The sequence below is a fragment of the Nocardioides sp. IC4_145 genome, assembly GCF_011250565.1.
In the GTDB taxonomy this organism is placed as follows: domain Bacteria; phylum Actinomycetota; class Actinomycetes; order Propionibacteriales; family Nocardioidaceae; genus Nocardioides.
This window is the reverse complement of record NZ_JAANMS010000039.1, coordinates 23947-47223: the sequence shown is the minus strand read 5'-3', so window position 1 is coordinate 47223 and position 23277 is coordinate 23947. Positions and strand designations below refer to the sequence as shown.

The 23277-nt window shown below is 75.9% G+C and carries 20 protein-coding genes; 5 read left to right on the top strand and 15 right to left on the bottom strand.

Annotation, left to right across the window (positions count from 1 at the left end):
- On the top strand, positions 1-430 hold a 430-nt coding region (locus G6553_RS15720), incomplete at its 5' end, for a hypothetical protein (protein WP_166194984.1).
- Between the two features lie 8 nt (positions 431-438).
- On the opposite strand, the gene G6553_RS15715 is transcribed toward G6553_RS15720, so the two are convergent.
- The 4 genes from G6553_RS15715 to G6553_RS15700 all read right to left on the bottom strand — a co-directional run bounded on the left by G6553_RS15715 (position 439) and on the right by G6553_RS15700 (position 4773).
- The gene (locus G6553_RS15715; RefSeq protein WP_166194981.1) at positions 439-1758 is read right to left on the bottom strand and encodes an MFS transporter; all 1320 of its coding nucleotides are present in this window, start codon (positions 1756-1758) and stop codon (positions 439-441) included.
- Between the two features lie 65 nt (positions 1759-1823).
- Positions 1824-2759, bottom strand: coding sequence for an alpha/beta fold hydrolase (locus G6553_RS15710; protein ID WP_166194979.1), 936 nt, complete (start codon positions 2757-2759; stop codon positions 1824-1826).
- Positions 2756-3388: a TetR/AcrR family transcriptional regulator gene (locus G6553_RS15705; protein ID WP_166194976.1), complete on the bottom strand. Its 633-nt coding sequence runs from the start codon at positions 3386-3388 to the stop codon at positions 2756-2758. The genes G6553_RS15710 and G6553_RS15705 overlap by 4 nt, the downstream gene beginning before the upstream one ends.
- On the bottom strand, positions 3385-4773 hold the full coding sequence (locus G6553_RS15700) for an NAD(P)-binding domain-containing protein (RefSeq protein ID WP_166194973.1): 1389 nt from the start codon (positions 4771-4773) through the stop codon (positions 3385-3387). The genes G6553_RS15705 and G6553_RS15700 overlap by 4 nt, the downstream gene beginning before the upstream one ends.
- A 104-nt stretch (positions 4774-4877) precedes the next feature.
- Here G6553_RS15700 and G6553_RS15695 point away from each other — a divergent pair, with 104 nt between their 5' ends.
- Entirely contained in the window at positions 4878-6167 is a 1290-nt protein-coding gene (locus G6553_RS15695) for an FAD-dependent oxidoreductase (protein ID WP_347565749.1), read from the top strand.
- A gap of 21 nt (positions 6168-6188) precedes the next feature.
- On the opposite strand, the gene G6553_RS15690 is transcribed toward G6553_RS15695, so the two are convergent.
- From G6553_RS15690 to G6553_RS15640, 11 genes are all read right to left on the bottom strand, one after another.
- On the bottom strand, positions 6189-7745 hold the full coding sequence (locus G6553_RS15690; protein ID WP_166194967.1) for a PucR family transcriptional regulator: 1557 nt from the start codon (positions 7743-7745) through the stop codon (positions 6189-6191).
- Between the two features lie 40 nt (positions 7746-7785).
- A complete protein-coding gene (locus tag G6553_RS15685; protein ID WP_166194964.1) occupies positions 7786-9114 on the bottom strand; it encodes a glycosyltransferase in 1329 nt (442 codons plus the stop codon).
- A complete protein-coding gene (locus G6553_RS15680; protein WP_166194961.1) occupies positions 9111-10163 on the bottom strand; it encodes a glycosyltransferase family 4 protein in 1053 nt (350 codons plus the stop codon). Before G6553_RS15680 ends, G6553_RS15685 begins: the two co-directional genes overlap by 4 nt.
- Positions 10160-11122 carry a sucrase ferredoxin gene (locus tag G6553_RS22245; protein WP_166194958.1) on the bottom strand — a complete coding sequence of 321 codons (963 nt, stop codon included), beginning with the start codon at positions 11120-11122 and terminating at the stop codon, positions 10160-10162. The genes G6553_RS15680 and G6553_RS22245 overlap by 4 nt, the downstream gene beginning before the upstream one ends.
- Positions 11119-12270 carry a cupin domain-containing protein gene (locus G6553_RS15670; RefSeq protein WP_166194955.1) on the bottom strand — a complete coding sequence of 384 codons (1152 nt, stop codon included), beginning with the start codon at positions 12268-12270 and terminating at the stop codon, positions 11119-11121. Before G6553_RS15670 ends, G6553_RS22245 begins: the two co-directional genes overlap by 4 nt.
- A 9-nt stretch (positions 12271-12279) precedes the next feature.
- A complete protein-coding gene (locus tag G6553_RS15665; RefSeq protein ID WP_166194890.1) occupies positions 12280-12582 on the bottom strand; it encodes a hypothetical protein in 303 nt (100 codons plus the stop codon).
- Between the two features lie 90 nt (positions 12583-12672).
- Positions 12673-15621, bottom strand: a complete 2949-nt coding sequence (locus G6553_RS21860) for a helix-turn-helix transcriptional regulator (protein ID WP_166194952.1) — start codon at positions 15619-15621, stop codon at positions 12673-12675.
- 38 nt (positions 15622-15659) lie between these two features.
- Positions 15660-15824 (bottom strand): hypothetical protein, encoded by a 165-nt coding sequence (locus tag G6553_RS15655; RefSeq protein ID WP_166194950.1) that lies wholly within the window; start codon positions 15822-15824, stop codon positions 15660-15662.
- 148 nt (positions 15825-15972) lie between these two features.
- On the bottom strand, positions 15973-17154 hold the full coding sequence (hutI, locus tag G6553_RS15650) for an imidazolonepropionase (RefSeq protein ID WP_166194992.1): 1182 nt from the start codon (positions 17152-17154) through the stop codon (positions 15973-15975).
- 5 nt (positions 17155-17159) lie between these two features.
- Positions 17160-18476 (bottom strand): formimidoylglutamate deiminase, encoded by a 1317-nt coding sequence (locus G6553_RS15645; RefSeq protein ID WP_166194947.1) that lies wholly within the window; start codon positions 18474-18476, stop codon positions 17160-17162.
- Positions 18473-19672 carry an allantoate amidohydrolase gene (locus G6553_RS15640; RefSeq protein ID WP_347565748.1) on the bottom strand — a complete coding sequence of 400 codons (1200 nt, stop codon included), beginning with the start codon at positions 19670-19672 and terminating at the stop codon, positions 18473-18475. The genes G6553_RS15645 and G6553_RS15640 overlap by 4 nt, the downstream gene beginning before the upstream one ends.
- A 22-nt stretch (positions 19673-19694) precedes the next feature.
- On the opposite strand from G6553_RS15640, the gene G6553_RS15635 reads away from it, so the two are divergent.
- The 3 genes from G6553_RS15635 (at position 19695) to G6553_RS15625 (ending at position 23248) form a co-directional block, all read left to right on the top strand.
- Positions 19695-20303, top strand: a complete 609-nt coding sequence (locus G6553_RS15635; RefSeq protein WP_166194944.1) for a nitroreductase family protein — start codon at positions 19695-19697, stop codon at positions 20301-20303.
- 105 nt (positions 20304-20408) lie between these two features.
- Positions 20409-21761 (top strand): M20/M25/M40 family metallo-hydrolase, encoded by a 1353-nt coding sequence (locus tag G6553_RS15630; RefSeq protein WP_166194941.1) that lies wholly within the window; start codon positions 20409-20411, stop codon positions 21759-21761.
- On the top strand, positions 21758-23248 hold the full coding sequence (locus G6553_RS15625; protein ID WP_166194938.1) for an MFS transporter: 1491 nt from the start codon (positions 21758-21760) through the stop codon (positions 23246-23248). The genes G6553_RS15630 and G6553_RS15625 overlap by 4 nt, the downstream gene beginning before the upstream one ends.
- Positions 23249-23277 lie beyond the last annotated feature (29 nt).

The following is a 23277-nucleotide window of genomic DNA, read 5'->3' as shown; positions in this document are numbered from 1 at the left end:
CACCCTCCCGCCCGGCTGGCACGCCCACCCCGACCCCGCGCCCGACGTGCTCGTGGCCGCCCGGGGCGCTCCGTCGTGGTCGGGCGTGCCGCCGGAGCTGGTCCTGCGCCGGGCCGAGCTGCCGGCCGCCGTCGACGACCTGGCCGAGTGGCGGACCGCCGCGGTGGCCGACCTCCGGCGGCTCCTGGACCGGTTCGCGCTCGAGGACACCGAGCTGCTCGACCTCGATGGCCGCGACGTGCTCTACCAGCGGTTCGCGCACCGCGGCATCGGGGCCGAGCTGGTCACCGAGCAGTGGTCGTGGCTCGTCGGCCGGCGCGGGCTCACGCTCAGCGGCACCGTCGCCCTGGAGGACTACGCCGACCTCTGCGAGGTGCTCGAGGACGCGGCCGCGAGCGTCGAGCCAGGGGCGCTGCTGAGCGTCGTGTGAGCGGCCGCTCAGGCCTCGCCGGCAGCCGCGCGGACGGAGCGCTCGGCGACGGCGTGCGGGTCGGTGCGGTCGTCGTAGGACCAGAAGTCGCGGAGGAACGCCGCGGTGAGCGCGACTCCGGCCACGCAGGCGACACCGCCGCTGGTGATCGCGCCGCGCACCGACCACAGGTCGGCGGTCACGCCCGCACGGACCTGGCCGCCGAGCGGGCCGAGGGAGTAGGACAGCATCTCGATGCCGGCCAGCCGGCCGCGCATCGACTCGGGGATGGTCTGGCTCCAGACGGTGGCGCGGAAGATGCCGGAGATCATGTCGGCGGTGCCGGAGAGCCCGAGGAAGACGAGCACCAGCCAGAACGACGGCATGGCACCGGCGACGGCGACGCACGCGCCGTACGCCGCGGCGGCCACCACGATCGCCCGGCCGTGGTGGTGGACCCGGTTGGTCCAGCCGCTGGTGGCCGTGGCGAGCATCGCGCCGAGGGTCTGGGCGATGTAGAGCAGGCCGAGGAGCTCGGGGTTCTCGAAGACCTCCTCCACCAGCGCCGGGAAGAGCACGACCGGAAGCGCGAGCAGCATCGCGGCGATGTCGACGAGGTAGGTGCCGAGCAGGTCACGGCGGCCGGCGGCGTACCTGATGCCCTGCACGATGCCGGCCAGGCTCGGCGGGGTGGTCTCGGCGCGGTGCGCGTAGGACCGCATCCGCACGTAGAGCATCGTGGCGACGGCGAGCCCCACAACGTCGACGGCGAAGCACCAACCGATGCCGACGGTCGCGATCAGCACGCCGCCGATGGCCGGGCCGAGGAGGACGCCGATCTGGATCCCGAAGCTCCCCAGCGCGTTCGCGGCCATGAGCTGGTCGTGCCGCACCGTCCGCGGCAGCAGCGCCTCGCGGGAGGGTCGTTGGAGCGCCGAGCAGGAGACCAGGAAGACCGCGACGACGAAGACGACCCACACGTCGGGGTCGTCGCGGAACGCGTTGACCGCGAGCACGGCGGTGAAGAACGCCTGGGCGACGCCGGTCCAGATCAACAGCTTGCGGCGGTCGACGTGGTCGGCGAGCGCACCGCCGTAGAGGCCGAAGACCACCAGCGGGACGAGCTCGACCAGCCCGATCGCGCCGACGGCGAAGTTCGACCGGGTCAGCGAGTAGACCTGGTAGGGCACCGCGACGTAGGTGATCATCCCGCCGAGGTAGAAGACCGTGCCGGCCCAGAACAGCAGGCGGAAGTCACGCGAGTCGCGCAACGGGGTGGTGTCCATCCGCAGCCCGCGCAGGGCGGTGCGCAGGCGGTCCCCCCGGGTGGCGCCGGTGGTGCTGGTCATCGGTCGATCACGAGGCGCGATGGTCGCACCCCGCGACCGCGGAAGCGAAATGCGTTACGACAGCGTCAGGACGCCGGTGGCGGTGCGAGGTGGCGCCGGAGGAAGTGCACCTGGTGGGCGAGCGCCGCGTCGAACCAGTCCTTGCCGGCGTACACGTCGAAGTGGTCGCACGGGTAGTGCCGCACCTCGCCGCGACCGGCGAACGCCGCCTTGAGGGCCGCGTGCGGCGGGGCGCTCCGGTCGAGGTCGGCGATCTGCACCAGCAGGGGGCAGCGCAGGTCGGCGGCGTGCTTGGCCGGGCGGTGGCCGCCGAGCTCGAGGCCCACCGCGGCGTCGATCTCGTTGCGCCAGCTCGGACCGGCGATCGCCAGGTAGTCCTCGTAGCAGCCCTCCAGCGTCAGCGCACCCAGCTCGCCGGGCCGGGCGACGACCGGCATCATCCGCGGTCCGGACACCCGGCTTCGCACGCCCTCGAGCGTCGAGCGGAGCATGGCCGTCGGCTTGTGGTGCTGGAGCGCCAGGCGCCCGGCGGCCAGCCCGTCGACGAGCGGGGTCAGCGCCACGACGGCCGCGACGTCGTCGCGGGACGCGCCGGCGGCCAGCACGTGCCCGCCCGCCAGCGAGACGCCCCAGAGCACCAGCCGGTCCGGGTCGACGCCGTCGAGCCGCTTCGCGGCGGTCATCGCGGCGCGGTAGTCCTCGAGCTGGCCCGCCATCGAGACCGTCTGCCGGGGCGTGCCCCCGGAGGTCCCGAACCCGCGGTAGTCGAAGGCGAGCACGTCGAGGCCGGCGGCGGCCAGGCCGCGGGCGTAGGGCTCGAGGCCGGAGTCCTTCGTGCCGGCCAGGCCGTGCGCCATGACGACGACCGGCCGGCCGGCGGGGCCCGCGAGCTCGTCGGTCGTCGCCGGGAAGTGCCAGCCCGAGAGCTCGACGCCGGCGGAGGGGAAGGAGACGTCGGCGCGCGCGCCCAGGCTGGGCTGGGTCGTCTGCTGCGTGGTCATGGGGTCGTGGTCCTCCCGTAGATCGCGGTGGTCCATAGGTGGACGACCGCCTCGAGGTGGGCGTCGTGCCCGAGGTCCTGGTCGGGTGCATCGGGCTCGCCGGCGCGGACGATCCGCTCGAGCGTGCGGTCGTTGAGGTCGAGCAGGGCGGTGGCGAGCGCGTGCGCGGGTGGCCCGGGCGGCGCCTGTCCCGTCTCGCGCTCGGACTCCACGAGCGCGGCGACGACGTCGACGAAGGCGGCGATCCGCTGCTCCCACCGCAGGCGCACGGCGGCGCTGGTGGCGCGGGCCTCGAGCATGGCGCGGTGGACGTGGGTGCGCCGCTGCCAGCCCTCGACCACCGTCCGCAGCGCCGTCTCGATTCGGTCGCGCATCGCGCCGTCCCCGCCGAGGAGCCCTGCCGCGTCCCAGGCGTCGTCCTCCATCTCGTCCATGAGGGCGGCGACGGCGGCAGCCTTGTTCTCGAAGTAGAAGTAGAAGGCCGAGCGGGTCACGCCCGCCCGCCGGGACAGGTCCGCGACGTTGATGTCGTCGAGCCGGGCGTCGGGCCCCGCGTCGCGCAGCTGGTGGTCGAGCGCCTCCAGCAGCGCCGCCCGGCGCTGGTCGCCGCGGGTGGCGGCCGGGCTCACGAGGCGGCCGGGGCAGCCGAGGCAGCCGGGGCGACCGCCTCGGCCCGGCCGGCGAGCGGCGGCGCACCGACCCGGCGTACGCGCTCCCGGCCCGCGGGCAGCTCGCTGGTGCGCAGCTGGTGCTCGTAGACGAAGTAGTCCAGCTGGTGGGTGTGCCGCGGGCGGTCGAGCATGTGGCCCATGTAGAGCTCGTCGTCGGCGCGGATGACCTCGTGCATCTGGGCGACCGGCGGCGGTACGTACTGCCCGACGGCGTACGCCGCGATCAGCCGCGCCTGGCTCTCCACGAAGGGGAAGAGCGTCGGCGTGGCCTGGGCGAACCCGGCGAAGAGCAGGTCGTCGAGGCCGGGCTTGAAGATCCGCTTGTAGAGGTCGATGCGATTTCCCGGCGCGGAGATGAAGTCGGGGTCGAAGAACGGGAACGTCAGGTTGTAGCCGGTGGCGTAGACGATGACGTCGAACTCGCCGGAGGTGCCGTCCTCGAAGTGGACCGTGCTGCCGTCGAGGCGGGCGACGTTGCCCTTCGCGGTGACGTCGCCGGACGCCAGGCGCAGCGGCAGCTCGGTCGACTGGGTCGGGTGGGCCTCGAAGAACTTGTGGTTCGGCGCCGGCAGCCCGTAGTTGGTCGGGTCCGAGCCGGTGAACCGCTGGCCCCACTGGGCGACCTTGCGCTGCCAGGACAGGGGCAGCTGCGGGTAGGTCCGGTAGTTCATGTCGGCGGGCTTGCCGTACATCAGCTTCGGCACGATCCACGCGCTGCTGCGGGTGGAGAGGGTGACCTCGTTGCGCAGCACCCGCGAGGAGAGCTCGACGGTGATGTCGGCGGCGCTGTTGCCCAGGCCGACCACGAGGATCCGCCTGTCCATCAGGTGCAGCGGCTGCCACGGGTCGACGTAGTGGTGGGAGTGGATCGACTCGCCGGTGAACTCGCCGGGGAAGTCGGCGGTGCGCGGGTCCCAGTGGTGGCCGTTCGCGACGACGAGCAGGTCGAAGCGCCGGGTCTCCCCACGCTGCGTCTCCAGCTCCCAACCGCCGTCGGGCAGCCGCGCGGCGTGCACGACGCCGTTCTCGAACTCGATGCGCTCGCGCAGCCCGAACGCGTCGGCGTAGGCGTCGAGGTAGGCCTTGATGTCGGTGTGGTGCGGGAAGTCCGGGTAGTCGTCCGGCATCGGGAAGTCCTTGAAGGACAGCTGGTGCTTCGAGGTGTCGATGTGCAGCGAGCGGTAGGCGCTGCTGTGCCCGTTCGGGTTGCCGAACGCCCAGTTGCCGCCGACCCGGTCGGAGCTCTCGAACGTCGTGACCGGGACGCCGTAGTCGACGAGCATCTTGGTCGCGGTGAGGCCGCTGATGCCGGCGCCGATGACGGCGGTGGAGGGTGCGCGCATGCCGCGAACGTAGGGCTCGCGATTGACACGCGTCAACAGGTTCGTGTGAACCAGGTCACGGTGAGTGCCGTTGTGCCGGGACCACAAATCGCCGCCGCCGACCTGTGGCGCCGGCCGAGGAGTTCCGGGGCCGCGCGGCCGACCATGGCGACATGGCCAGCTCGCATCCCTCGCCCCGCCGCGTCGCCGTCCTCGGCGCCGGCATGGTCGGTCTCTCCACCGCGTGGTACCTCCAGGAGCGCGGGGTCGAGGTCACCGTCCTCGACCGCGACGGCGTCGCCGCCGGCTCCAGCTGGGGCAACGCCGGGTGGCTCACGCCGAGCATCGCGGTGCCGCTGCCGGAGCCGTCCGTGCTCAGGTACGGCGTCCGGGCGGTGCTCAGCCCGTCGTCGCCCGTCTACGTGCCGCCGACGGCCGACCCGCGGCTGCTGCGCTTCCTGGCCCGGTTCGCGCGCAACTGCACGCCGGCGCGCTGGCAGGCCGCCATGCGGGCGCTGATCCCGCTGAACAACGACGCGCTGGCCGCCTACGCCGAGATGGAGCGCGGCGGGGTCGCCGCGCGGACGCTCGCGGCCGAGCCGTTCACGGCCGCCTTCCGCACCGAGGCGGACAGCCGGGCGCTGCTCGAGGAGTTCGAGCACATCCGGGCCTGCGGCCAGGAGGTGCACTTCGACGTCGTCGACGGCCCGACCGCCCGCGCCGCGGAGCCGGCGCTGTCGGAGGAGGTCGGCACCGCGATCCGCATCCACCGCGAGCGGTACGTCGACCCGGCGGCGTACGTCGCGTCCGTCGCCGCCGCGGTGGTCGAGCGCGGTGGCGTGCTCCGCGACGGCGTGCACGTGGACGACGTGGTCACCACCGGCCGCGGGGTGCGCGTGGCCGGCGAGGAGTTCGACGCCGTCGTGCTCGCCACGGGCGCCCGGCTCGACACGCTGGCGCGGCGGTTCGGCGTGCGGCGGATCGTGCAGGCGGGTCGGGGCTACTCCTTCACGGTCAAGGTCGACGACCTGCCGCGCGGGCCGGTGTACTTCCCGACGCAGCGGGTGGCGTGCACGCCGGTCGGTGATCGGCTGCGGATCGCGGGGATGATGGAGTTCCGCGCGGTCGACGCGCCGATGGACCCGCGGCGGATCCGCGCCCTCGTCGACCAGGCCGGACAGCTGCTCCGAGGCGCGCACCTCGACCACCGCGAGGACGAGTGGGTGGGCGCGCGGCCGTGCACCGCCGACGGGCTGCCGCTGGTGGGCGCCAGCAACGACCCGCGTGTCTTCGTCGCCGGCGGGCACGGCATGTGGGGCATCACGCTCGGCCCGGTCACCGGCAAGCTGCTCGCCGAGCAGGTCGTGACCGGCCGGGTGCCGGACGCGCTGCGGGCGGTCGACCCGCTGCGCTGAGCCGTCGCCGGCGCGAGCCGGTCAGCGCTCGGAGGCGCGGACCTGGGCGATCAGCAGCCGCGCCGCGAGCCGTTGGCTCGGGTCCTCGAGGTCGATCGGGCAGACCTCGGCCAGCCGGGCGGTCCGGTAGCGGACCGTGTTCGGGTGCACGTCGAGCACCCGCGCGGCCCGCTGCGGCTCGCCCCAGTAGTCGATGACCGCCTCGAGGGTGTCGACCAGGTGACCGCCGTTGGCGCGCTCGTGCGCGACCAGGTCGAGGAGCGGCGACCCGACCGGCGCCGCGGTGGACGAGCCGAGACCGCGGACCGCCCGGGCGAGGACGACCTCTGTCCACGACTCCTCCGCGGTGGCGACCGGCCGGGCGCGGTCCGGCAGCACGGCCAGCTCGGCCGCCTGCGCCCGCGAGCGGCTCCACCCCGCGACGGTCGGCACGGGTCCGCCGGCCGCCGCGCCGACGGCCGGGTCGCCGCGGTGCTCGCGGACGACGACGTCGACCAGCCAGGACCACGTCCCCGGCCCGGTCCCCTCGCCGACGACGGCGTGCACCACGCCGTCGAGGTCGGCCAGCACGGGCCGGCGCCAGCCGTGCCGACGCACCGACGCGGTCCACAGCTCGCAGCGGGCGCTCGCGTCGAGCCGGCCGGCGGGCCCGGTCAGCGCCACCACCCGCCACGGGCCGGTCGCCACGCCGTCGGGGAGCCGGCCGTCGTCGCCGGCCCCCTCGGAGCCCGTCCCGCCCTCCAGCAACCGACGGACCCGGTCGAGCTGGACCTGGCGGTGCAGCTCGCTGTGCGCGCGCAGGCGCAGCAGGTGCAGCGCGATCAGCCGGGCGGCCGCCCGCAGCTCGCGCTCCTGCGCCTCGGCGACGGGCGCGTCGACGACCGCCCACACCGACCCGAGCCACTCCCCGCCGGCGCGCACGGGCACGACGTACCGCGGCTTGACGTCGTCCTGGCCGGCCGGGACGAAGAACGGGTCGTCGGAGCGCGCCAGCCGCCGGAAGACGCCGAGCGCCCGGAAGTGCTCGCGCACCGCACGCGGCACCTGGCGGCCGACGATCGTGGAGGTGCGGGCCTCGTCGACGTCGTGCTGGCCGCTGGAGTAGGCCAGCACCCGCGAGGTGGCGTCCTCGATCGTGACCGGCGCCGCGACGACCGCGCTGATCGTGTCGGCCATCTCGAACAGGTCGCCGTAGACGTCGTCGACCGGCCCGTCTCCGGGCCCCGTGGCCGCCGCCTGCTCGAGCGCGGTGCGCAGCAGCCCGACCACCGGGGACCAGCCGGCGCCGTCGGCGAGCGCGAGCAGCGCGACGCCGTGGGCGGCGCAGGCCGTCGCCACCTCCGGGGCGTGAGCGAGCGGGCGGCGCAGCAGGAGGCCGGCCGCCGTGGGTCCCGCCTCCGCCAGGGCGGCCGCCTCCGCGACGTCGCGCACGCCGATGCCGATGACCAGGTCTCCGGCGACGACCGGCGTGCCGGGCTCGGCGAGCTCCAGCGCCACGACCGGGCGCTCCTCGCCGGCCGCGACGACCTCGACGAGACCCGCGGCGACGGCCCGGGCCAGCCCGGCGGCGGTGGTCACGAGGCCACTGTGCCAGTCGCGGGGGCCCCGTCGTGGCGGGTCAGCCCCACCCGCCGAGGTGGGCCTCGAGCGAGGTCGTGGGCGGCACCGGCGCCAGGCCGGCGTCGGCGGCGGGCTCGGTGAGGCCAGGGAAGAGGTCGGTGCGTCCCCACCGCTGCTGACGGCGTACGCCGCGCAGCGCGCGCGCCGTGACCAGCGGCGCGTCGTCGGGGCCGGTCAGCAGCAGCCGGGCCGGGGCGTCCCGGCCGGCGAGCCGGTCCACCAGGCCCCGCCACGCCTCGGCCGGTCCCCGGGCGGGCGCGTGGAGGTGCAGGTGCCAGCCGGCGTCGGTCGCGACGGGGTCGACCGGGTCGGCGGTGACGCGCGGGTCACCGACCAGGAGGTCGGCGACAGCGGTGTCGACGCGGACCCGGGCGGCCGGCAGCGCGGCCAGCAGGCTGTCGAGCCCGACGAGCAGCCCGGTGGCGTCGAGCCCGTCGTCGGCCGTGACGACCGGGTCGGCCGGCCCGATCCGCAGGCCGTGGGGCGCGGCGCCCGGCGCGGGCACCCGGCGGGCGAGCGCGAGGGTCTCGGCCAGCGCTCGCTCGCGGTCCGCGGCGGTCGCCCGGTCGGCGAAGTCGGGCCCGTCGTGCCAGGTGACGGCCGCCGGGTCGTGGGCCAGCACCGCGCCGTGCCGCCAGGCGCGGGCCGCCCACTCCCAGTCCTCGCCGCCGTAGGTGGTGAAGGTCGGGTCGAACCCGCCGATCGTCTCGTGCAGCCACCGGCTGCAGGCGGCGACGGCGGACAGCACGAACCGGTAGGAGGTGTCGTCGGCGTCGAGCAGGTCGCGCGTGCGCTCGTAGCCGTCGGCGAGCCAGGCCGGCGACGGCAGCTCGTGCGCCGGTCCAGCGTCCTCCACGGGCGCGTCGGCCGGTACGCCGGCGAGGTCCGCGTGGCGACGACGGCCCACGACGAGCGCCTCCGGCAGCAGGTGCGGCAGCCGGCTGAGCGCTGCGACGTACCCCGGCTCCGGCGTGGTGTCCGCGTCGAGGAACACCAGCACCTCGCCGGTGCCGGCGGCCGCGCCGAGGTTGCGGGCCGCCGCCGCGCGGAAGCCCTCGTCGGCCTGGCGGACCAGCCGAACGCCCGCGGGGACCTCGGGCGGGGAGGCCGAGCCGTCGTCGGCGACGACGACCTCGAGCCGGTCGGCCGGGTGGGTCTGCCGGGTGAGCGCGTGCAGGGTCCGGGCCAGCTCGCGGGGCTGCTCGTGGTGGGTGACCACCACCGTGACGGTCGGCGGTGGCCCGGTCCGGCGGGGCGCGAGGTCCCAGCGGTTGGCCGGGACGGTGCCGCCCGCGGGCGGCTGAGTGGGACGGCGGGCGGGCGTCACGGGAACGGCACGAGCACCGGCTGGACCGGGTCGGCGACGGCGCGGTGGACCGAGGCCCACCACGCGGCGTACTGGCGGGCGGTCGCGGCGACGTCCGGTCCGGGCACCTCGCCGGCGGGCAGCCAGGTGGAGGCGGGGTCGTCGAGCGCCCGCTCGAGGGCCGGCACGAGCCCGGCGTCGTCGTGCAGGACGTGGGCGCCGGGGCGCAGCGCGTCGACCTCACGGGCGTAGGGGCCGTCGAGCAGCAGCGGTCGGCGGCCGACGGCGAGCCACCGGTTGACCGAGGCGGACGCGGACAGGTGGCGGTGGCCGCTGACCGGCACCGTCGCCCGCGCCATCACCGTCGACAGCTCGTCGTCGGGCAGCCAGCCGGTGACCGTGAGGCCGAACCCGCCGGCCGCCGCCCGGCGGTGGAGCTCCTCGAGCAGGTCGGTGTGGCCCTCGACCGGCGAGCCCAGGCACACCACGTCGACCTCCCGGCCGCGCGCCCGCAGCTCGGTCGCCGCCTGGAGCAGCTCGCGGTGGCCCTTGTCGGGATAGACGAAGCCGAGCGCGGCCAGGGTCGCAGGCCCGTCGTGGGGTGCGGGACGGGCGGGCAGTCTCGCGGGAGGCACGACGGGCAGGTGCACCACCGCACCCGGCGGCAGGTCGGCGCCGGCCCGGGCCAGCACCCGCCGCAGCAGGTCGGCCTCGTGGTGGCTGCTCACCGCCCAACCGGCGGCGGCCCGGACCACCGCGGCGTAGGCGTGCGCGCGCTCCTCGGACGCCCACGGCTGCGGCACGTCGTGCAGCGTGACCGTCGTCGGCGTCCGCTCGCACCACCGCACGACGCGGCGCACCGCGTCGGCCGGGGTCGGGCCGAGGAGCCGCTCGGTGAAGTGCAGGTGGCTCGGCCCGTCCGGCGCGGGCCCGTCGAGCAGCTCCGGCCCGCCCACCAGCGAGGGCGCACCGAGCGCCTGCGCCAGCTGCGCGGCGTACTCCACGACCCCGTGGCGGCGGGGGCCGGCCACGACCTGGACGGGGAGGTCGGCCCGCGGGGCGCTGCTCATCCGTCGTCCTCCGAGGTCACCGCCTCGACCTCGTGCCGCGGCGTGGGGTTGTCCCGCGTCGCGCGGCAGGTGAGCCGGGCGGGCGGACCCTCCACGGTGCGCACCCGCACCGACCACGTCCGGCCGGCGACGTCGAAGACGGCTGTCGTCACCAGGTTCGTCGCCGGGCCCTCGACGGATCGGCCGGTCCACCGCACGACGTCGCGCCGGGTCTCCCCGAGGTGGCGGCGGAGCGCGACCTCGGCGGCCTGCACCGCCATGGGGTACGCCGTGCGGCCCCGGAGGTGGTCGAACTCGAGGTGGTCACGGGCGTGCGCCGCGGCGACCGCGAGGGCGGCGTCGGGGTCGAGCCGTCCGTAGTAGAGCCCGTCGGGGAGGACGAGCAGGTTGCCGGCGTAGCGGTCGCCGCCGATGTGCGAGACCTCCCACGTCTCCTCGGGGTGGGCGGCGGCGAGCGCGGCCGCGACCGGCCGGCCGAGCTCGGCGCAGCAGGCGTCGTGGCGACCGTGGGTGCAGACGGCGAGCACGGTGCCGTGGTGCGGGTCGAGGCCGCTGCTGCCGCCGGCCCGGAGCGAGGCCAGGTCGAGGTCGAGCACCTCGTGCGGGTCGGTGACGGTGCCGGACTCCAGGCGGGTCGCGCCCGGCAGGCAGGACGCCGCGAAGACCCGCAGCCCGTCGCCGGTGGCGGCGCCCGTCGTGGCGCCCGTCGTGGCGCCCGTCGTGGCGCCCCGGGTGCGCCCGGGCCGGCGGACCAGCAGTGGTCGCACCCGGGCCGTGGCTGCGGCTGCTGCGATCCGCGGGCCCAGCCCGTCGGGCAGGCGCGCGTCCCGGAGCGCGTCGACGCCCCAGGGCCCGGGGTGCTCGAGCAGCAGGAACGCGCGGACCGTCGACGCGGTGCCGGCCGGCTCCTCGCCGCGGTCGGCGCTCGCGACGCCGCAGCGGAACGGCGCGGTCGTCACCCGAGGACCTCGAGCAGCCCTTCCCGGACGAGGCGGCGGCACAGGACCAGCCGCGACTGCGGGTCGAGGTGGTCGGCCAGGTCGGCCGGGCGCAGCTCGCCGCGGGCGCGGACCTCCTCCAGGGCGGGCGCGAGTCGGGCCGGTACGTCGAGCACACGGTCGCCGAGGAGCACCTCCAGGCGCCCGTCGGTCCCGGGGAGCAGCACGCAGGGGTGGCCGGCGCGGCGACGGAGCGGCGTCTCGTCGCCGATCGCGTCGACGCGGAGCACGTCGTGGAGGCCGCCGGGCAGCCGGGGCGGGCGGCTGGAGAGGAAGCGGCGTACCTCCGACCGGACCGACGCCTCGGTGTCGACCTCCCGCACCCGCGCGGCCAGCGCCTCGAGCCGGTCGGCGAGGCCGGCGGCGAGAGGCGCGCGGTCGTCGAGGTAGCCGGCCGGCAGGTGCTCGTCGGCCACCTCGGCCAGGAGCGGCTCGACCGCGCGCTCGACCAGGCCGCGCCAGGTGAGCTGGTTGATGCCGATGGTGACGTGCAGGGAGACGGTGTCCTGGGCGCGGGCGGCGTGCGGCGTGCCGGTCGGGAGGTACATCGACAGTCCCGGCTCGAGCAGCACCTCCTCGGCGCCGTCCTGGCCGTGCACCTCCCACTGCTTGGTGCCGGCGGTCTGGAAGACGAAGACGTCGTGGCTGTCGGAGTGGACCGCGAAGCCCTGCGACCCCGGCGGGGTCAGGTAGGCGTTGGCCTGGCAGGGGTGGCCCAGCTCGAGCTCGAGCTGGGCGACCAGGCGGGTCAGCGGCGGGTGGTAGCGGTGCAGGCCCTGGAGGACGATCGTCGCGCCGTCCGCGAACGCCGCCAGCGCCTTGCGCCCGTCGACCAGGCCGGTCAGCTGCTTGCCGGCGAGCGTCGCCGAACGGGTGTACCGCGACTCCGGCAGCACTGCGCCGTCCTGGGCCAGCCGTACCGACGGCGTGCGGATCGCGGTCGAGGTCAGCAGGTGGTCGGCGTCGTCGAGCGACAGCAGGCCGACGAGGTCGGCCGGCGCCGTGCGGTGCAGGTGCACGCGGGACGCCCAGACCTTCTCGAGGAAGGTCCGGGCGTCACCGCTGAGCAGGTCGAGCGCCGGGTGCGGCCCGGGGGCGTGGTCGGTCAAGTCAGTCGTTCAGGCGTCGGTGCCGTCGGAGTCGCTGCCGTCGCCGTCGGTCGTGTCGGTCGCGTCGCCGTCGCTCGCGTCACCGTCGGTGCCGTCGCTGTCGGTGCCGTCGCTGTCCGTGCCGTCGGAGTCGGTGCCGTCGGAGTCGCTGCCGTCGCCGTCCGTGGTGTCGGTCGCGTCGCCGTCGCTCGCGTCACCGTCGGTGCCGTCGGAGTCGGTGCTGTCGGAGTCACCGATGCCCTGGGTCGGGTCGCCGGCGGGCACGGTGGTCATGTCGTCGTCGGAGAGGGGCTCTTCGGGGGTGCTGGTCATGGCGGCCTCCAGGGCTGGTGTCGGTCCGGACCTCTGGCCGATACCCACGGGGGTGGTCCGACACACGACGACCCCGGCCGGGCGGGGCGGTCAGTCGACGAGCCCCCGGCGGCGGGCGATGGCGGCGGCCTCGGTGCGGCCGGCGGCGCCGAGCTTGGCGAGGATGCGGGAGACGTGGACGGAGACGGTCTTGGTGCTGATGAACAGCTGCTTGCCGATCTCGCCGTTGCTCCGGCCCTCGGCAACGAGCGCCAGGATCTCCGCCTCGCGGGCGGTGAGCGCGTCGGAGGCCTCGGCACGCGGAGTCGGGCCGCTCAGGGCGCGCAGCTCGTCGAGGAGCGGCACGGCGCCGAGTCGGTGGGCGGCGGCGCGCGCGGCGTCGGCGACCTCCCGGGCGCCCGCCGGGTCGCCGGCGGCGCGCAGGACGCCGGCGAGCGCGGCGCGGGTGCGGGCGAGCTCGTGGACGTGGCCGTGTTCCTCGAACGCCGCGACCGCGGCGCGCCATGCGTCGACCAGCTCGTCCTGCGGGGGCGGGTGGACGCCGAGCAGCCAGGCGGCGCGGAGGGCCTCGGCACGCAGGCGGGCGGCCCAGGCGCGGCCCTCCGGTCCCCAGTGCACCGACGGGTCGGCCCGGTCGAGCACCTCGCGGCCGTCGGCGTGCAACCGGGCGGCCTCGGCGGCCCACGCGGTCCGTTCGCCGGCGGGAAGCCGGGGCAGCAGCGGGGCGAGCTCGCGCAGCGTGGCGGCGGCGAGCCGGATGCGGGCGCTGAACCACGGGTGCCAGATGCGGCCGAGGACGTCCACGGCGTCGGCGTACGCCGCCAGCACCGCCTGTCCGTCGCCCGCCCGGCCCGCGCAGACCAGCGCCAGCTCGGCGGCGTGGATCGCCACCCCGCCCTCGCGCTCCCAGAACCGGCGCAGCGCCCGGACCTCCGCGCCGACCTCGACGCCGCGCCCCTGCAGCACCTGCAGCCGCACCGCCTCGAGGATCGCCCCGGGCACCGGCGGGGCGTCGCCGTCGACCACGGTGCTGAGCGCGAGCGCGGCGTCCCAGTCCCCGCGGACGAGCTCGATGAGGGAGAGCTGCCAGCGGGCCTCGAAGCCGTACGGCGCCCAGGGCAGGCCCACCGCGACCGCCCGCTCCATGCCACCGCGGAACCAGTCCGCGGCCGTGTCCAGCTCGCCCCAGTCCTGGTAGGACCGGCCGAGGAAGAACCGTCCGCGCAGCTCGGCGTGGATCGCGCCGCTGCGCTCCGCGCGCTCGACGGCGTCGACGAGGGCGGCGCGCAGGCCCTCCTTCGGACCGGTCTTCTTCAGCGCCGACAGCGTGGTGATCGCCTCGGAGGCGAGCTCGGGCAGGTCGAGCCGCTCGGCCATCGCCAACGCGTCGAGCCCGACCGCCTCGGCCTCCTCCCACCGGCCCATCGAGCCGAGCACGTTCGCCTGGGTGGTCAGCACGCGCGCCCGCAGCGGCGTCTCGCCGGTCGGCGCGAGTGCGGCGGCCTCCGCGGCGACGGCAGCGGGGTCGAGGTCGGTCTCGATGATCAGCAGCACGGCGGCGTAGGCCGTCAGCAACCGTGGCCGCCACAGGGGTGAGGCGTCCGCGGGCAGGAGGTCCAGGTGCTCGCGCAGCAGCGCGGCCGCGCGCTCGGGCTCGCCGCTCTGCGTGAGCGCGTCCGCGGCGCTGACGACCAGCTTCGACAGGTCGACGTCGGTGTCGGCCTGCCGCCGCGGGTCGGCGAGCAGCTCGAGCGCCTGCTCGTAGTGGAGCGCCGCCTCGCCGGGACCGCCTACCGCGGTGGCCTCCCGGCCGGCGCGGACGCTGGCCAGCAGCGCGGTGTCGAGGTCGAGGGCGAGCCGTGCGTGGCGGGCGAGCTCGGCGGCGGTGCCGTGCGCGCGGCCGTCGCGCAGCGCCGCGGCGTACTGCGCGTGCAGCCGGACCCGCTCCCCCGGCAGGAGGTCGTCGTAGACCGCCTCGCCGAGCAGCGCGTGCCGGAAGGAGTAGACGGCACCGTCGGCGACCAGGACGTTCATCTCGACCGCCTCGCGCAACCCCTCGTCGACGGCGGCGGGGTCGAGCCCGGAGGCCGCCTCGAGCGACTCGTGGGAGACCCGGCGGCCGGCGGCACTGGCGGTGCGGACCAGCCGCCGGGCGGCGTCGCCGAGCCGGTCGAGCCGCACGAGCAGGAGGTCGGCGAGGTCGGCGGGGACCCAGTCGCCGGGCCCTCGGGCCGCGCTGGTCAGCTCCTCGACGAAGAACGCGTTGCCCTCGGCCCGGTCGACGATCGTCCGCAGCGCGTGCTCGTCGAGCCCGTCCGGGACGAGCTGCGCGACCAGCTCGCGCACGGCCGCCTCCGGGAGCGGGCCGAGCGCGACCCGCTCCACGCCCCGCAGCCGGCTCCACTCCGCGACCTGGCGGCGGAGCGGGTGGCGGCGGTGCAGGTCGTCGGAGCGGTACGACGCGACGACGGCGACCTGGCGGGCGAAGGACCGGCTGAACAGGAAGCTGAGCAGGTCGCGCGTCGACCGGTCGGCCCAGTGGGCGTCCTCGACCACCAGCAGGACGGGCGCCTCCTCGGCCGCTGCCTCCAGCAGCGCGTGGACGGCCTCGAACAGGTCGCCCCGCGCCAGCGCCGAGGTCTCGTCCCGGCCGTCGGCACCACCACGCTCGGGGTCGAGCACCCGGCGCCCGGGCTGCAGCCGCAGCAGGCCGGGATGCTCGGCGGTCACCTGCCCGACCAGCTCGGGACGATCGGCGGCGAGGCGGCCGAGGACCTCGGAGAACGGGAGGTAGGGCAGGGCGCTGTCGCCGAGGTCGAGGCAGTGGCCGGCCAGCACCCGCCAGCCGCGGTCGACGGCGAGGTCGCGCAGGGCGGTCAGCAGCCGGGTCTTGCCGACGCCGGCGTCCCCGGAGAGGAGGACGGCGCGGCCGGGCGCGGCCGGGTCGTGGTGCGGCTCGGCGTCGCCCAGGACGCCGAGCGCGGAGGCGGTCTCGGTGAGCTCGGTGTCGCGCCCGACGAGCGCCCGTGGGGTGGCCACGGGTCCCATCCTGGCCCGCTCCACCGACAAGCGCGCGCTCAAGCCGTCAGGCGGGTGACCAGGCCGAGCGAGGAGGTGCCGGTCGGCCACTGCGGGAACCGCGGCCGGGGGTGGCGGCGACGGCGCGCGTCGGCGACCTCGGCGCGGATCTGCTGGCGGCGGTGCTGCAGCTCGGCCTCGTAGCTGTAGGGGGTGTGCATCACGGTGGCTCCCGGTGGTCTCGGACGGTGCGCCCGGTCGGTGCGCTCGGTCGGAAGCCCCAGGTTCGTCCGCTGAGGTAGCCGCGCACATCGGACGACGTGCGTATCCCGCGCTCCGTCGACTACCTCAGCCGCCGGCCCATCGCGTACCTCAGGCGCCGCCGAGCACCGGGCGCCCGAACTGCCAGACGCCGGCGACGAGGGGGACGCCGGGCCGGTAGGCGAGGTGGACGTGCGAGGGCGCGTCGAGGAGGACCAGGTCGGCGCGGCGACCCACGGCGAGCACGCCGACGTCGTCCCGGTCGAGCGCGCGGGCACCGCCGGCGGTCGCGGCCCAGACGGCCTCGGCCGGGGTCAGCCCCATCTCCCGCACGGCCAGCGCGACGCAGAAGGGCATCGAGGACGTGAACGACGACCCCGGGTTGCAGTCGCTCGCCAGGGCGACGGTGACGCCGGCGTCGAGCAGCCGCCGCGCGTCCGGGTAGGGCTGCCGGGTGGAGAACTCCACGCCCGGCAGCAGCGTCGCCACCGTGCCGCTGTCGCGGAGCGCGCCGACGTCGGCGTCGTCGAGGTAGGTGCAGTGGTCGACGGCGGTCAGCCCGAGCTCGCAGGCCAGCTGCACCCCCGGGCCGGGGCCCAGCTGGTTGGCGTGCAGTCGCCCGCTCAGTCCCCGGTCCATCCCGGCGAGGAGCACGGTCCGCGCCTGGTCGGCGTCGAACGCGCCCCGCTCGCAGAACGCGTCGACCCACCGCGCGTGCTCGATGGCGGCGTCGAGCATCGGACCGGTGACGAGGGCGACGTACTCCTCGGGCGTGGTGCCGTCGGGGACGACGTGGGCGCCGAGGTACGTCGTCTCCTCGGTCAGCATCCGGGCGACCGCCAGGCTGCGCGCCTCGTCGCGGACGGTCAGGCCGTAGCCGCTCTTGACCTCCACGGTCGTGGTGCCCTGCCGCAGCATCTCGCCGACCAGCCGTCGCGCGCCGGACAGCAGCTGCTCGTCGGTGGCGGCACGGGTGGCGGCGACGGTGGTGCGGATGCCGCCGGCGGCGTACGCCGTGCCGGCCATGCGCGCCGCGAACTCCTCCGCCCGGTCGCCGGCGAAGACCAGGTGGCTGTGGCTGTCGACGAACCCGGGCAGCACCGCCCGGCCGCCGGCGTCGACGACCGCGTCCGCCGCGGGCGCCTCGGCGGCCGCACCCACCCACGCGACGCGCGCGCCCTCGACGACGACCGCTGCCCGCTCGATGATGCCGAGCGGACCGTCGCGCCGGTCCCCCTGCCGTTCCGGGTCGTTGGTGACCAGCTCGCCGATGCCGGTCAGCAGGGTGCTCACGCCGGTCACCGCCACACCTCCTCGATCGCCGTGGCGAGCGCGCGCCCCAGCGCCTCAGCCGCACCGTCCTCGTCCCGGTCCCACACGACCCGGCCGTCGACCATCGTCCGCACGACGTCCGTCGCGCTCGCCGCGAAGACGGCCGTGTGCTCGTCGGCGCCCGTCCCGGCGGTGCGGACCGACCGGGTGTCGACGACGACCAGGTCCGCCCGCCGCCCGACCTCGATCGCGCCGGCGTCGTCGACGCCGAGGCTGTCGTGGCGCGTCCCGGCGGCGAGCAGCTCGGCCGCGGTCCAGTGGCCGCGGGTGCGGGTCGCGAGCCGCTCGTCGAGCTCGAGGGCGCGCATCTCCTCGAACAGGTCGACCACCGCGTGGCTGTCCGACCCCAGGCTCAGCCGGGCGCCGGCGTCGCGCAGCCGCCGGCCCGGGCCGATGCCGTCGCCGAGGTCGCGCTCGGTGGTCGGGCAGAAGCAGGCGTTCGTGCCGCTGTCGCCCAGGAGCGCGACGTCCTCGTCGGTGAGGTGGGTCGCGTGCACGACGGTCGTGCCGTGCCCCAGCAGGCCCGCGTCGTGCAGCAGCCGCGTGGGGGTGACGCCGTACGCCGCCCGGCAGTCGTCGTTCTCGGCCGGCTGCTCCGAGAGGTGCACGTGCAGCGGCGCCCGGTCCCGGAACGCGCCCAGCTCCTCGCGCGGCACCGCCCGCACCGAGTGGATCGCCGCCCCCACGCGGAGCCGGCCCGCGGCGACAGAACCGGTCAACCGCGCGGTCCTGTCGCTCCAGCCGGCCGCGGACCCGTCGACGTAGCGCAGCTGCGCGGTCGTGGGCGGCGCACCGAACCCCGAGCTGAGGTAGCACGCGTTGAGCAGCACCAGCCGGATCCCGGCGTCCCGGGCGGCGTCGGCGAGCGCGTGGCCGAAGGCGTTCGGGTCGTCGTACGCCGTGCCGTCCGGCCGGTGGTGCAGGTAGTGGAACTCCCCGACCGTCGTGATCCCACCGGCGACCATCTCCCGGAACACCGCGCGCGCCAGCCGCCCGTAGCCCTCCGGCGTGAGCCGGCCGGCGACGTCGTACATCTGCTCCCGCCAGGTCCAGAACGTCCCGCTCCCCCGCTGCGTCCGCCCGCGCAGGGCCCGGTGGAAGGCGTGGCTGTGGCAGTTGGCCAGCCCGGGCAACGCGAGCCCGGCGACCCGCTCGGCGTCGGCACCGGCGACCGAGGCACCCGGCACGACCGCCGTGAACCGCCCGCCCTCCACCACGACGAGCACGTCGTCGCGGACCTTGCCGTCCACCCACGCCCGCTCGAGCAGCAGCCGGTCGCTCACCGCAGCGACTCCTCGAGCACGTCGGCCAGCGCCTCGACGCCGGCGAGGCAGTCGGCGATCTCCGCGTGCTCGGCCGGCGAGTGCGAGACGCCGGTCGGGTTGCGGACGAAGAGCATCGCGCTCGGGATGCCCGCGGCCGACAGCGCGCCCGCGTCGTGGCCCGCCTGGGTCGGGAGCACCGGCCACCGCCGCCGACCGGCGACCGGGTCCACGAGCGGCCGCTCGAACGACACCGCACCCGAGACCGACTCCGCCGTCACCGTCACCGAGGTCCCGTCGCGCTCGGCTCGCGCCACGGCGTGCTCGGTCACCGCAGCGACCAACGCGGTCAGTGCGGGCTCCGACGAGCACCGCGCGTCGAGCCAGGCCGAGACGCGCGAGGGGATGGCGTTGGTGCCGTTGGGCGCGACCTCGACCCGGCCGAAGGTGGCCCGGGCGTCCGGCGCGGCCAGCCGCGCCTGCTTGTTCGCGGCGAGTGCCGTCATCGAGAAGGTCAGCACCGGGTCGGCCCGGTCCTCCATCCGCGTGGTGCCGGCGTGGTCGGCGGTCCCGGCGAAGTCGAAGCGCCACCGGCCGTGCGGCCAGATCCCGCTCGCCACCCCGACCGGAGCGTCCAGGTCGACCAGCGCCCGGCCCTGCTCGACGTGGAGCTCGACGAAGCACCCGACGCCCTCGAGCAGGGAGGACGAGCCGCCCTCCACGACGTCGCCCAGCCGCACCCCGTCGCGGTCGGTGAGTCCCTCGACGTCCGCCCAGGTGACCGACCCGGTCGCGAGCCGCGACCCGAGGCAGGCCAGGCCGAACCGCGAGCCCTCCTCCTCGACGAACACCCCCACGCCCAGCGGTCGGGAGGGCACCACGCCGCGCTCGCGCAACCGGTCGACCGCCGCGAGCGCGGAGACCACGCCGAGCGGGCCGTCGTACGCCCCGCCGTCCACGACGGAGTCCAGGTGCGACCCGGTCAGCACGCCCGGGCCCGTCCCCGTTCCCCACCAGCCCACCGTGTTGCCGACCGCGTCGGTCTCGACGACCAGCCCGCGCGCGGCCGCCTGCTCGGCGAACCACGCCCGCAGCTCGAGCTCCGCGCTCGTCCACGGCTGCCGGAGGTACCCACCGGTCGCGGCCGACCGGCCCACCGGCGCCAGGTCCGCCCACATCCGCTCGAAGTCGTCGACGGTCGCACGTGGGTCAGCCACGGCAGGCCCCATACTTCCGCGCATGGAGTTCCAGGACGTCGTCCGTCGCCGCCGCATGGTCCGCAGGTACGACGAGCGGCCGGTCGACCCGGCCGTCGTCACCCGCCTCGTCGACAACGCGACCCGGGCGCCGAGCGCCGGCTTCAGCCAGGGCTGGGGCTTCCTCGTGCTCGACACCCCCGAGGACGTGCACCGCTACTGGGAGTCGACCGCCGGACCCGACGCGATGGCCGAGCCGGACTCGTGGCTCGCCGGGATGATGACCGCGCCGGTGGTGATCGTCCCGTGCAGCAGCAAGGCCGCCTACCTGGGCCGCTACGCCGAGCCGGACAAGGGCTGGACCGACCAGGAGGAGTCGCGCTGGCCGATGCCGTTCTGGCACATGGACACCGCGATGGCCAGCCTGCTGATCCTGCAGACGGCGGTCGACGAGGGGCTCGGGGCGTGCTTCATCGGCGTGCCGCCGGAGGCCTACCCGGCGCTCAAGGACGCCTTCGGCATCCCGCCGCAGTTCGACCCGGTCGGCGCGATCACCGTCGGCCACCGGGTGCCGGACCTCGGCGCCGCCGGCTCGCCCACACGCCGGCCGCGCAAGCCGGTCGAGGACGTCGTCCACCGCGGTCGTTGGTGAGTCGGGCACGCGCCCATCCCACCGTCACGGCCCGCGCCGGACAAGCACCCACCCGGTGTGCCGATCTCGCATCCGAGACCGTCGCGGCGCGGTAGCGTCGCGCCGGTGACGCCCGGGGAGAGCACAGGGGGAGGCGCGCGCGACCACGCGCGCGCCGTCGGGAAGCTGCAGGCGCTCGTGCGCATCCCGACGGTCAGCCATCGCGACCGGTCGCTGGTCGACACCGACGCGTTCGACCGGCTGCTGGTCGAGCTGGAGCGGCAGTTCCCGCTGCTGCACGAGCGGCTCGAGCTGACCCGCATCCCCACCCACGCGCTGCTGTTCCGCTGGCCCGGCCGCAGCAAGGAGCGGCCGGTCGTGCTGATGGCTCACCTCGACGTCGTCCCGGTCGAGGGCACCTGGCAGCACCCGGCGTTCTCCGGCGACGTCGTCGACGGGAACATCTGGGGCCGCGGCACCCTCGACGACAAGGGCTGCGTCGCCGGGATCTGCGAGGCGGTCGAGACGCTCCTCGAGGAAGGATTCGTGCCGGCGCAGGACGTCTGGCTCTCCTTCGGCTGCAACGAGGAGGTCTCGGGCGAGGCCGCGACGCTCGCCGTGGAGGAGCTGGTACGCCGCGACGTGCGGCCGTGGTTCGTCCTCGACGAGGGCGGGGCGGTCGCGAGCGAGGCGTTCCCGGGCGTGGCCGCTCCCGTCGGGGTGGTCGGCGTGACCGAGAAGGGCGTGACCTCTCTCGAGCTGCGCGTCGAGGGCCGCGGCGGCCACGCCTCGACCCCGGCACGGATGGGCCCGACCGCACGCATCGCCCGGGCGATCACCCGCATCGACCGCTCCCCCATGCCGGCCAGCACGCCGGAGCCGACGATCGAGCTCTTCCGCCGGCTGGCGCCGCACGCGCCACTGCCCCTGCGCGCGCTGATGGCCAACGCCGGCCGCCTGGGCCCGGTGCTCACCCGCGCGCTGATCGCGGCCGGGCCGGAGCCCGCGGCGATGACACGGACGACGTTCGCGGTCACCACCCTCTCGGGCAGCCCCGCGCTCAACGTGGTCGCCGCGACCGCGAAGGCCGGCGTCAACATCCGGATCATGGTCGGCGACACCGTGGCCGGCGTGCTCGAGCACGTGCGCAAGGTCGTCGCCGACGACGAGGTCCACATCGACGTCGTGGAGCAGGACGAGCCGAGCCCGGTCTCCCCGCGCGACGAGGCGTTCGGGCTCATCGAGACGACGATCGCCGAGCTGTTCCCCGACGCCGTCCCGTCGCCGTACGTGATGATGGCCGCCACCGACTCGCGCTTCTTCACCCGCATCTGCGACCGGGTCTACCGGTTCGCGCCGTTCCGGATGACCAAGGCGCAGCGCGAGTCGATCCACTCCTACGACGAGCACCTGGGCGTCGACGCGTTCCTGGACGGCGTGCGGTGGTACCGCCGCCTGATCGAGAGGCTCCCCTCATGACCGCCCCCACCGGCAGCAGCACCGGCCTGACGTCCGACCCGCGGGTGCGCGGCCTCGCCGCGGTCGTCGGCTTCCTCGTCGTCGTCGAGCTGGCGAGCGGGGTCCTCCAGGGCTACTACACGCCGATCTTCAGCGACATCGCCGACCACCTCGGGATCAGCGACGCCGACGTCAACTGGTTCGAGGCGGCGCAGCTGATCGTCTCCGCGCTGGTCGTGCCGCCGCTGGCCCGCCTCGGCGACCTGGTCGGCCACAAGAAGGTGCTGCTCCTCTCCACCGCCGTCACCGCCCTCGGGTCGTGGGTCCTGGCGTTCGCGCCCGGCTTCACGACGTTCCTCATCGGGTGGGCGCTGCAGGGCGCGTACGTCGTGTGGCTGCCGCTCGAGGTCGCGATCATCCACCGGCGCACCGCCGGCAGCGGGCGACAGGCGCTCCTGACCCGCCGGTCCGCCGCCGTGCTGGTCGGTGCGCTCGAGCTGGCCGTCATCATCGGCGCGCTGACCTCCGGGGCGCTCGTCGAGGCGACCTCGATGAACGTGCTGCTCGCCCTGCCGGCGATCGCGGTGACGATCTGCCTGGTCGTCATCTGGTTCGGCGTCGAGGACGTCCCGGGCGAGTCGCCCGAGGGGGTCGACTGGGGCCGCTTCGACTGGGGCGGGCTGGCGCTGGTGATCGCCGCGCTCGGCCTGGTGATGGCCGGCCTCGTCGTCATCCGGCTCGAGGGCCCCACCAGCGTGCTGGCGTGGGCGCTGGTGCTGGCCGGCCTGGCGACGTTCGTGCCCTTCGTGCGCCACGAGGACGCGCGGCCGGACCCCATCGTCGACGTGCGCCTGCTCCGTTCCGCCGGCCAGTGGCCGGTGCAGCTCACGGCGTTCCTCTTCGGCATGTCGGTGCTCGGCGCGCAGATCCCGCTGTCGACCTTCGCGCGGACCGACCCCGACGTCGCCGGCTACGGCCTCGGCGCGAGCGCGTCGTTCGTGTCCACGCTGATCGGCGTCTACGTGGTCTTCATGGCGATCGGCGCCTTCACGCTGCCGCTCACCTCCCGGCTGCTCGGCGCCCGCAACGCGCTGGTGTGCTCCGCGCTGCTGGTCGCGCTCGGCTACGCGCTGTGGCTGCCGCTGCACGACACCACCGCCCAGGCGCTCACCAACATGGCCGTGATCGGTCTCGGCTCCGGCGCGCTGGTCGCCGCACTCCCCGCGACCGCGGCTGCCGCCGCGCCAGCCGAGCGCACCGGCTTCGCGACCGGCATGACCAACGCGACCAAGACCGTCGGCGGCGCGCTCGCCTCCTCGGTCTTCGCGATCGCGCTGGCCGCGACCGGCTCGCTCGAGGGCCCCGACGAGGGCCAGGCGCCGCTCAGCGGCTACCTCACCGTGTGGTCGATCTGCGCGGTCGCCGCCCTGCTCGCCGCCCTCGTGCTGCTGCGGATGCCGGCCCGCGCGGCCGAGTCGCCGGTCGAGCACCAGACGACCTGGGTCTGAGCCCGGACCTGAGCCCTCGCGCCCGCTCC